The organism is Subdoligranulum sp. APC924/74 (genome assembly GCF_003324125.1).
Lineage (GTDB): Bacteria > Bacillota > Clostridia > Oscillospirales > Ruminococcaceae > Gemmiger > Gemmiger qucibialis.
Window position 1 is genome coordinate 1 of sequence record NZ_PSQF01000088.1, and the last position, 10904, is coordinate 10904.

7 protein-coding genes are annotated in these 10904 nt (G+C 57.2%); 2 read left to right on the forward strand and 5 right to left on the reverse strand.

All coding sequences use genetic code 11. The features are described 5' to 3' along the window. Positions 1-495: 495 nt before the first annotated feature. The 3 genes from C4885_RS13535 to C4885_RS13545 all read right to left on the reverse strand — a co-directional run bounded on the left by C4885_RS13535 (position 496) and on the right by C4885_RS13545 (position 5350). Positions 496-2793 carry an ABC transporter substrate-binding protein gene (locus tag C4885_RS13535; RefSeq protein ID WP_114000841.1) on the reverse strand — a complete coding sequence of 766 codons (2298 nt, stop codon included), beginning with the start codon at positions 2791-2793 and terminating at the stop codon, positions 496-498. A 299-nt stretch (positions 2794-3092) separates the two neighbouring features. After that, entirely contained in the window at positions 3093-3647 is a 555-nt protein-coding gene (locus C4885_RS13540) for a hypothetical protein (protein ID WP_114000842.1), read from the reverse strand. Continuing rightward, positions 3647-5350 (reverse strand): M3 family oligoendopeptidase, encoded by a 1704-nt coding sequence (locus tag C4885_RS13545; protein WP_114000843.1) that lies wholly within the window; start codon positions 5348-5350, stop codon positions 3647-3649. The genes C4885_RS13540 and C4885_RS13545 overlap by 1 nt, the downstream gene beginning before the upstream one ends. A 514-nt stretch (positions 5351-5864) precedes the next feature. Between C4885_RS13545 and C4885_RS13555 the strand changes: the two genes are divergently transcribed. After that, positions 5865-6398, forward strand: a complete 534-nt coding sequence (locus C4885_RS13555) for a nitroreductase (RefSeq protein WP_114000845.1) — start codon at positions 5865-5867, stop codon at positions 6396-6398. Beyond that, on the forward strand, positions 6398-6955 hold the full coding sequence (locus C4885_RS13560) for a hypothetical protein (RefSeq protein WP_114000846.1): 558 nt from the start codon (positions 6398-6400) through the stop codon (positions 6953-6955). The genes C4885_RS13555 and C4885_RS13560 overlap by 1 nt, the downstream gene beginning before the upstream one ends. Positions 6956-7255: 300 nt before the next feature. Here the strand turns inward: C4885_RS13560 and pulA are convergent, their stop codons facing one another. Together pulA and C4885_RS13570 are read right to left on the reverse strand one after the other, a co-directional pair. Continuing rightward, positions 7256-9178 (reverse strand): type I pullulanase, encoded by a 1923-nt coding sequence (gene pulA, locus C4885_RS13565; RefSeq protein WP_114000847.1) that lies wholly within the window; start codon positions 9176-9178, stop codon positions 7256-7258. A gap of 110 nt (positions 9179-9288) precedes the next feature. Further along, a complete protein-coding gene (locus C4885_RS13570) occupies positions 9289-10647 on the reverse strand; it encodes a citrate/2-methylcitrate synthase (protein WP_114000848.1) in 1359 nt (452 codons plus the stop codon). Positions 10648-10904 lie beyond the last annotated feature (257 nt).

Genomic DNA, 10904 nt, shown 5'->3' on the forward strand with positions numbered 1-10904 from the left:
ATACCGCATAATTCTAAGTGCCGATACGGCGAGCGAGGTGCGGCAGATGCTAAGCCAAAAGCGCAGATAATACTGGAGTCTTATCGAGCATTTTGGCAACGCAGATGCCGTGCCGCAGCCGCCGGAGCGGTGCTTAAGCCGTCAGGCGGGAATTGTGCGGTGTTGCCTTAGCCTGTTTCTACAAACACGACTGAATTTTGCGTTAAAAAGCCTTGGAATCCACAAAGGATTCCTGCAGCTTTTTGCCTTAAATTCGCCTCATGTTTGCGAAACATCCGTCATTTTCTTTGTTTTCAGATACACCTCATTACTTTGATACCGAATATGGGCATCCCCCTCCCTCGGACAGAGGGAACTGTCCGGGGGAATGGGACGGCCACATTTGGGCTGCAAATGCTGCCGCCGTTTGTACTAACAGCAAGCAACCGCTCCCAGAACCAGTGCGGCACCAAGAGCGGCTGCTCACCATAAATTCAACAACAGGCTGCGCTGAAATTACTTCAGAGCGATCGTATTGATTTCAGACTGGTAAGTCCAGTACGGGGTCAGATCGTTGGGGATGGTAGCGGTGTCGATACGCTCGCTGGAGAAGATGGCGGATTCGCTGCGCTGGTAAACCGGCAGTTCAACGCCCCAATCCAGGATGATCTCCATAGCTTCCTTGTACATGGCCTTACGGGCATCCTGATCGGTGGTCTGGCGGGCAGTCTCGATCAGCTCGTCCAGGTCAGCATCATTGATCTGGTAGTAGTTGGTGGAACCCTTGCTGTCGTACAGCTGGTACATATCGGGGTCGTTGGTGGACTGCCATGCAGCAACCCAGCCTTCGGCAACGCCGGACTGATAAGAGCTGTACAGGTCAGAAGCGTTTGCCAGGTCGTTGACGGTCAGGGTGAAGCCGATGGTCTTGAGGGCAGCGGCTGCATTGGTCAGAACCTGGAAAGAGGGGTGGTCGCCGTTGCCGGAAGCGCCGATGTTGACGGTGTATTCCATCTTGGCGCCAGCCGGAGCTGCGGTGACCTGGCCGTTTTCAACGGTGTAGCCGGCTGCTTCGAAGTAGCCGAGGGCGGCCTGCAGAGCAGCAGCATACTTGGTGTCGCCGCTCATATCGCTGGTGTAGATCTCGTTGCCGTCAACGTCGGTAGAGTAAGCGATCTTGTAGCCGTCGTCGGTAACGGAGGGTGCTGCCCAGGAGGTGTTGGAGATGGGGTAGTTGATAACGCTTGCGGTATCGCCGTAGTAAGAGTTGATGCCCTCATCACGGTAAGCGGCAATCACGGTCATGATAGCCTTGCGCAGGTTCTTGGATTCCTCAGAAGCGGGATCATCGCCGACCTTAACGTTGTTGGCGCTCAGGGCAATGTAGCCATAGCCGCGGAAGTCCATCAGACGGGTGGTGATGACAGAGCCGTCGAGGTCAGAATTACCACCATTGATGGTAGCGATCTGGTTGGCAGCTTCCAGAGAGTAAGAAGGATCGGAGATGTCGATGGTGCCGGCCTGAACACCGGTGATCTTATCGGCTTCCTGGGTTTCCTTCATGTTGACGTGCTTGGCAGCGGGCTCGCCTTGATAGTAGCTGGGGTTGGCATCCAGGTAGATGACGCCATCGCTGTACTTATTGAAGGTGTAAGCGCCGGCGCCCAGGGGGGTGCTGGTGACGGAACGAACCTTGCTCAGGTCGCCCTTTTTGAAGCCGTAGGAGTGGTTGTCGTAATCATACAGGCTGCGGTCGCCATAGTAATCCAGGGAGGCGATAGGCAGCTGCAGCTGGTAGATCATGGAGTTGGACAGCTCGGTGGTGGTGATGGTCATGCTGTAATCGCCGGTCTTGACAATGCCGGAAACGGTGTCAACGTCAGCGCCGGTGGCAACACCGGTGGTGGAGTAAGCATAAACATCAGCCGGGATCAGGTCAGACAGAGCAGAGCCTGCGGTCTCAGCTTCCATGGAAGCAAAGTTCCAGTCATATTTTTCTGCGATAGCCAGGAAGAAATCCTTAGCGGTAGCGTCAGCGGCCAGGCCGTCAAAGCCCCAGGCGGAAGCAGCAGCGGCAACGTCGTCCTCTTCAGCGTAGCCGTTAGATACGCAGGCGTCGATGATTTCCTGTGCAAAAGCAACGCCACCTTCGTTAACAGCATCCCAGAAAGCCTTCTGCTGCTCAGCGGTGAACAGGCTGTTATCAGTGTTGTCCTCGCCTGCCTCAGCAATCAGCTTGGACAGGGTGGTCATGCTGCTGCGGTAATCATCCAGACCGGCAATGGGCATGGAGTACAGGGTGGCGGAACCGTCATAGGTCGGGTCCATGTAAACATACAGGTTGAAGATGACGTCATCAATGGTGATGGGGGTGCCGTCAGCGAAGACCAGGTCATCGCGCATGTTGATGGCATAGGTAACGGTGCCGTCAGCATTCTCGGTCACTTCGCAGTCAGCGGGGCCATAGTAGGTGTAATCGGTGCCGTTGTACTCGCGGGTCTCACCCTCGATGCCCTTCAGGATCATTTCGCCCTTACGGTCAGCGCCCAGCAGGGCAATGTTGGTCAGGTCGATAACGTGCTGGTCAGCGGAAGAAGCGGCGAAGAACGGGCTGAACTTGCCCTCAAAGCCGGTATCTGCCAGAACCAGGGTGCCATCGCTGCTGCCGGTATCGGTAGCAGCGGCTTCGCTGGTAGCCTCGCCGGAAGCAACAGACTCAGCGCTGCTGGAAGCGGAAGAACCGCAGCCAGCCAGCAGGCCCGCAGCCATTGCAACTGCCATGGCCAGTGCAAGCACTTGCTTGGTGTTTTTCATGTTTGTATAACCTCCCAAATCATTTTGGTAATGGCGGCAATTTTAACACTACCAAAAGGAGTGTTAAATAAGAAAGGCTTAAGCCTTTCCGCATTTGCGGTGTTCCCTCACCGCAAACAAATGTCACCAATAACCATGTTATAATATCGCAATTTTCAATTTCTGTCAACCAAAAAACGCCGTTTTGGCAACATCTAAATAAAAGTCAGCAGGATAACCATAACAGCACGCTGAATTTTGTGAAATTCTTCCGCGCCGCACTTTAGCGGGCTAAATTCTGCGTTATGGTGCAAGGTCTTTTACTCTTCGCGCCCGGAGTCGGATTCTTCGGTATAAACTGCCGCCCGGATGGTGTGCCCTGCGGCAAAAGCAGCCGCAGCAGCCGCAGCGGCCAGCGCTGCAAATAATACTGCATACCAGATAGCGCCTTGTCCGCCATTCAAGAACACGTCCATACACTCCCCCACTGCAGCCAGCGCGGCGAACCCCCCGGTCAACAGGCAGCGCAGCGGCAGTTTGGCTACCGTTTCTTCATACACATAGCTGCGCAGGCGTGCCCCGCCGCGGCTCATGCGGGCCAGCGCCCACACCGCGCTGATGCCAGCCACCAGCGCCCCGGCATACGGCAGCAGTACATAAAACTGCTGCATGGCCCCCGGCGCGGGCACCATGCCCGCCGCCGCCAGCACCGCCAGTGCCCCGCCGCACAGCGCCCACAGCAGGCCCCGCAGTTTGGCATACGGCATGCTGCCGGTATAGCGGCGGTAGCTGCCCTGGTACAGGTAGCTGCCGTTGACATCTCTGCGGAAGTCATTCAGGTATTCCCGCCCACGGCGGGTTTTCTTTTGCTGCATTATTCGATCCCCGTCAGGTCATAGCTGTCCAACCACTGCTTGGCCGTTTCGCACACGCCGCGCAGGCAGCTTTCCTCAAACGGGCTGTCCAGACCGGCGTTTTTCAGCAGCTCAGTAAACACGCGGCTGCCGCCCTGGCGGGTGTATGCCATGTAGTGCTCCCACGCGTTGGCGCGGTCCTTTTGCAGCATGGCCCAGAACTGCAGGCTGACGGTCTGTGCCAGGCAGTAGTCAATATAATAGAAGGGGCTTTCGTAAATATGCTTCTGGCGCTGCCAGCCCTCACCCTCGCTGTAGAACGGGATCTCGCCATCCAGCTTCATCCACGGCATATAAATGCCCAGCAGTTCTTTCCAGGCGGCGTGGCGCTCGGCAGGGGTCAGGTCCGGCTTTTCGTACACGATATGCTGGAAGTGATCCACCATGGTGCCATACGGGATAAAGGTCAGCGCACCGGCCAGGTGGCTGTACAGGAACTTGCGGGTATCCTTGCCAAAGAAGCCCTCCGCCCACGGCCAGGCAAAGAATTCCATCGACATGGAGTGGACTTCGCATCCTTCCATGCTGGGCCACACGGTGGAATACGGCACGCGGTCACGGTTGGTGTATGCGGCAAAGGCATGACCCGCTTCATGCGTGACCACCTCAACGTCATGCTGGGTGCCGTTGAAGTTGGCAAAAATGAACGGTACCTGATAATCCCACAGGCTGGTGCAGTAGCCGCCCGCCGCCTTGCCGGGGGTGGAAAGCACGTCCAGCAGCTCATTGTCCAGCATGGTGTTAAAGAAGATGCCGGTTTCGGGTGAAAGTTCCTCATAGAATTTTTTACCCTGGGCCAGAATGGCATCGGCATCGCCGCAGGGGGCGGGGTTGCCGGAACGGAACATCAGGGCATTATCGGCAAAGCTCATGGGGTACTGTTTGCCCAGGCGCTTGGCCTGCTCACGGTAGATGCTGTCCGCCAGCGGCACCAGATACTTGACCACGGCGGCACGGAACTTTTCTACATCCGCTTTGGTATAGCAGTTGCGGCCCATGCGGTAGTAGCCCAGGGTGGTGTAACCCTCGTACCCCAGCTTTTTGCCCATCTTATCCCGCAGGTGGGTCAGCTTGTCATAAATATCATCCAGCTGTTTCTGGTTGTCCTTATACCACTGGCCCTCGGCTTTCCAGGCGGCCAGGCGGCGGGCATCGTCCGGGTCATTCTTGAACGGGCTCAGCTGGGACAGAGTGTACACCCCGCCCTCAAACGGGATCTGTGCGCTGGCCAGCAGCTTGCCATACTGCTGGGTCAGCTCGTTTTCCTGCTGCAGTTCTTCCATGATATCGGGCGAGAATGCCTTGCGCTCAATTTCGGCGTTCACAAACATCAGGTCGCCGTATTCTTCGGCAAAGTTTTTGCGGTAGGGGCTTGCCAGCATGGCGGCGGTCCAGGAATCCTGCCACTGCTGGATCTGCGGCATGGCGCTGTTGGCAAATTCCATCTCTTCATCATAGAACTTATCCCGCGTATCAATGGTATGGCGCACGCTGGCCAGGGTGAACAGGGTATCCACATGCTTGTTCAGCACCTGCTCCTCCAAAAAAGCGGCGCGGGCAGCGGCATAGTCAGGGGCGTTCTGCAAACGCTCGGTCAGTGCGGCAAACTGTTCTTTCAGGGTGCTCATGTCCGGGCGCTCATAGGGCATTTCGGAAAATTTCATGGGTTCGTTCTCTCCTTATTCTACAGTTTTGTTCGTGACTTAGGGACATTATACCATGGCGCAAAAAATAAGACCAGCCCGAAAAAGGCTGGCCTTCCATGATTCTGTATGATTTTACATGCTATTCATAAATTATCGCACGCAGCGGTGGCGTGCTCTCCCCTGCCCCTTTGCCATCAGCGCAGGGGTTGGCCTGCCTGCCATTCTGCCCGCCGGGCCTGATAAACCGCCAAGCGGCGGGCGGCAAGGGCATTTTTGCAGGCAGCTGCCCGGCGCTACGCCTGCTGTTCAGTACGGGCGGCAGCGCGCTGCTGCGCGGTATTTTGTGCAAGCATCAGTTTCATGGTTTATGCCCTCCCTTGTGTGCTTCCAGCATACCACGGCGCGGTGTGGCACACCATACCACATTTTTCCATTCAGGAAAAATTTTATTTTACTTTCAGGAAAGTTTTATCCGCTTGCATCCCTATGGTATAATAAAGCTGCAATATTAAATGAAAGGGATGGCACTACCATGACCAATGAAGTTTTGAATACCATGAAAACCCGCCGCAGCTGCCGCTGCTACCTGGACAAGATGCCGGAGCCGGAAGCACTGAACGCCGTGCTGGAAGCCGGCACCTGGGCCCCCACCGGCATGGGCCGCCAGAGCCCGGTGATTGTCTGCATACAGAACAAGGCCGACCGCGATACTTTGAGCAAGATGAACGCCGCCGTGATGGGCGGCAATGGTGACCCGTTCTATGGTGCGCCCTGCGTTGCCGTTGTGCTGGTGGATAAAACCATCCCCACCTGTGTGGAGGACGGCAGCCTGGTGATGGGCAACATGCTGAACGCCGCCGAGAGCGTGGGGCTTTCCGCCTGCTGGATCCACCGCGCAAAGGAAATGTTTGAAACCGCCGAGGGCCAGGCCCTGCTGAAAAAGTGGGGTGTGCCCAATGCCGAAAACCTGCGCGGCGTGGGCAACTGCATCCTGGGTTATGCTGCCGAGGGCGGCAAAAAGGCCCCTGCCCCGCGCAAAGAAAACTATGTGGTGCTTGTAAAGTGATGCAGAACGAGAAAAAGCTGGTTGTTTTGTTCCCCGGCTTTGGTTACGGACCGGACAAACCGCTGCTGTATTATGCCGCCAAGGTTGCCCGCCGGCAGGGGTTGGACTGCATGGTGGTGCAGTACAGCCAGCTGTTCCCCCACGAGGAAACGCCGCAGGCCAGCGCCGCCAAAAGCTACCCCGGCGCCGCGCAGGACGCCATGACGCAGATTCCCGCCGGGTATGACCGGTACATCTGCATTGCCAAGAGCTTTGGCACGATGGTGGCCGCCGGTTGGGTAAAGGCCCACCCGGAATACCATGTGACCCTGCTGCAATTAACGCCCCTTGCGTGGGAGTATGCCCCGCTTTACGCCGGGATGCCCGCCTGGCACGCCACCGGCACTGCGGACCCGTTGGGCGGTGCCGCGCTGCGCCGTGCTTTGGAGGATGACCCCGCCATCACTACCTATTTTGTGGAGGGCGGCAACCATTCGCTGGACACGCCGGAGGATTACACCATTGGCCTTGAGGCGCTGAAAGACATTGTGAGAAAGTATGAGGAAGCGATGAGGTAAGTTAGGCGGGAGGAGTTTTCGTTTTTAATTAGAAATGAGAAATTAGCAATTAGGAATTGGAGATAAGGCGGGGCCCGGTGCATGGTTTAAGATGCACCGGGCCTTGTGTTTGTTTTGGAAAGAATAATCAAAAAAGAATAATGGCCATATTTTTCGTGATGTGCCGCGATTCTATTCGTAGGGGCGCATATTGTGCGCCCGTCGCCTTGCGGGTGGGTGATGGGGTGAGATATCCGGCACGGCCCGTTATTAAAGTTTCTGCTTCCTTCTTTTCAAAGAAGGAACAAAACCCCCGTAAACTCATTCCACCTTCAAAATCGTCACGCTGACGGGGGCGAGTTCGATGGCATTGCGGCAGGCGGGGCCAAAAGGTTCGGCGGCGGCACGGGTACCATCGCACAGATAGCGCCAGCTCCCGGCAGGCAGGGCCGCCCACTGGCGGGTGCGCTCCGGGTTATAATAAACGGCCAGCCGCCCTGGCAGGCTTTCGCCCCGGCGCTCTGGCACAAAGCCGATCAGCCACCCCGGCAGGGACAGAATGCAGGGTTCTGCATCCCCCGCCATACCGGAAAGCTCCGGATACGCCTTGCGGATTTCCAACAATCCGTGATAATACTGCACCAGCTCCTCCAGCTGGGCGGCGCGCGTCCAATCCAGGCGGTTCAGCTCCAGCGGGCCGCGGTAGGTGTTGTGGTCGCCATGCTTGGTGCGGGCAAACTCTTCGCCCCCCTGCATGAACGGCAGACCCTGGCAGGTCAGGTAAATACCCGCCGCCATGCGGTTCTGGGCCAGCAGATCGGCATCCGGCGCGGCATAATCCCCGCGGCGGGCCACGCATTTCAGCTTATCCCACAGGGTATAGTTATCATGGGCCGAAACATACTGCACCACCTGGCCCGGCGCCTGGGGCATAAAATCCGCCTGGCCGCCGCGCCACGCCGGGATAGAATGCAGCACTTGATACCCACAGTGCATATCGCCGTTGATGTAGCCCGCGCTGCCCGCGTTGAACACCCCGCCCTTGATGGCATCGCGGGTGTTATCGCAGAAAAATCCGATGCGGCTGTCCAGCAGGCCCGCCGCCTGTTTGTTGGCGGGGATCGCGCCGTGTTCCATGCGGGTGCTGCCGCCCTGCCACGGTTCACCGTACATGAGGATATCTTCGCCGCCGGGCAGGGCATCCAGTGCAGCGCGGATCGCGTTCATGGTTTCCACATCGTGCAGAGCCATCAGGTCAAAGCGGAACCCGTCAATATGGTACTCTTTGGCCCAGTACACACAGGAATCCACCAGATACTTGCGCACCATCGTGCGCTCGCTGGCAAGGTCACACCCGCAGCCGGAGCCGTTGGTCAGGCTTCCGTTTTCCCACCGGCGGTTCCAGTAGCCGGGCACCGTGCGTTCCAGCCAGCTGTAGGAATAATAGGTATGATTATACACCACATCCATCACCACGCCCAGCCCGGCGCTGTGCAGGGCCTGGATCATGGCGCGGCATTCCCGCACGCGCACCTCGCCGTGGAACGCATCGGTGGCATAGCTGCCCTCCGGCAGGTTATAATTCAGCGGGTCATACCCCCAGTTGTAGTCCTCGCCGCTCACTTCGTCCACCGTGGCAAAGTCAAAAATAGGCTGCAGCTGCACATGGGTCACACCCAGCCGCTTAAGGTAGTTCAGCCCGGTGGGGTGTACGCCGTCCCCGTTCAGGGTGGTGCCGTCCACCGTAAAGCCCATAAACTTGCCGCGGTAAGCCTGCGGCACGCCGCTGGCCGGGTCGGCGGTAAAATCCGCCACATGCACCTCCCACACGCTGCGGGCATGGGCGGGGATAGCCGGGCGTTCATCCTTCTGCCAGCCGTCCGGCACGGCGGCGGCCTGGTTCAGCACCATGCTGCGGGTGCCCCCTGCCCCGGCTGCGTGGGCGTAGGGGTCCGCTGTAACGGTGGAGGTTCCATCCGGGAACTGCAGCTCATACTGGTAATACTGCCCGGCCAGGTCACCCGCCAGTTCCAGGTACCAGGTGCCGCCCTCACTGCGCTGCATAGCCAGGGTGCCAAGGTCGGCAGCTTCCGGCTCTGCGTCCGTGCCCGTAGCAAAGCGGTGCAGCGCCGCGCTGCACGCCGTGGGGGCCCACAGGCGGAATGCCGTAGCGCTGCTGCGCCACACTGCACCAAGATCATTCCCGGCATAAACCGGCAGCTGGGATACCTGTGTTTCGTTCATGGGGATTCCTCCTACTGATATACCACAAAAAAGGCACAGCCTTTGCGGCTATGCCCAAAATGCTTACGCTATAATTTTAACAGGTCTGGCCCGCCAGTGCAAGGCTGAAATCAGCCGCGGTTTTCCATCGGCAGGTAATCTCTGGTTGCCATAACACTTTTGTACGCGGGGCGAATGATTTTATCCACATTGACCAGCTCTTCCATGCGGTGGGCGCTCCAACCGACCACACGAGCCACAGCGAACATGGGGGTATACAGTTCCACGGGGATGCCCAGCATGTTGTAGACAAAGCCGGAATAGAAGTCCACGTTGGTGGAAACGCCTTTATAGATATGGCGCTTTTCGGCAATCACCTGCGGGGCCAGGCGCTCCACCGTGTTGTAAAAGTCAAAGTCCGCCTTGCGGCCCTTGGCCATGGCCAGCTGCTGCACAAAGCTCTTGAACACCACCGCGCGCGGGTCCGACAGAGAGTAGACCGCATGGCCCATGCCGTACACAAGGCCCTTATGGTCAAAGGCCTCTTTATCTACAATTTTGCCGATGTAGGCGCGCATTTCGTCCTCATCGGTCACATCGGAAACATGGGCGCGGATATCGGCCATCATCTCCATGACCTTGATGTTCGCGCCGCCGTGCTTGGGGCCCTTCAGGCTGGAAAGCGCCGCTGCAATGACCGAGTAGGTATCCGCCCCCGAAGAAGTGACCACGCGGGTGGTGAAAGTGGAGTTATTGCCGCCGCCGTGCTCCATGTGCAGCAGAAGAGCAATATCCAGAACATGGGCTTCCAGCGGGGTATACTGCTGGTCGGGGCGCAGCATCTGCAGCAGGTTTTCTGCCGCCGAAAGCTCCGGCCGCGGGCGGTGGATGTACATGCTGCCGTCATTCAGGTAGTAATTATAGGCATGGTAGCCATACACCGCCAGCATAGGGAAGACACTGATCAGCTTGATGCACTGCTCCATCTGGGTCTGCAGGCTGTTATCCCCCACCGAATCATCATAAGAAGCCAGGGTCAGCACGCTGCGGGTCAGGCTGTTCATCAGATCCTTGCTGGGGGCTTTCATGATAACGTCCCGCACAAAGTTGCTGGGCAGGGCACGGCATTTGGTCAGGCAGTCGGTAAATTCATGCAGCTGCTGTTCATTGGGCAGATCGCCAAGCAGCAGCAGGTAGGCAACTTCCTCAAAGCCATAGCGCTTGCCGCGCAAACCACGGATCAGGTCATACACGTTATACCCGCGGTACCACAGCTTGCCATCGCAGGGGGTTTTAACGCCGTCACGCATTTCAAACGCATCAATGCGGGAAATATTGGTAATCCCGGCCAGCACACCGTTGCCGTCCTTATCGCGCAGGCCGCGCTTTACACCGAACTCATCAAACAGGTTCGGATCAATGGCATCGTTATGCACACACAGTTCTGTAAACAGCTTGGCTTCTTTTTCGATTGCCGCATACTCACCCATGGTTTGTCCTCCTTTTACTTTTGAGACTTACCGTTGCATTATACAGTGTATTAGATTATTATACACCGTGTTCAACGTCAAAAGGTGAAAAAAGCGTTAATTTTAATTAGGGTGTATCTGAAAAGTCGAAAATTTAGTCTATTTCTACAAACACAGCCGAATTTTGCGTTAAAGAGTCTTGGGCAATACCGCATAATTCTAAGTGCCGATACGGCGAGCGAGGTGCGGCAGATGCTAAGCCAAAAGCGCAGATAATA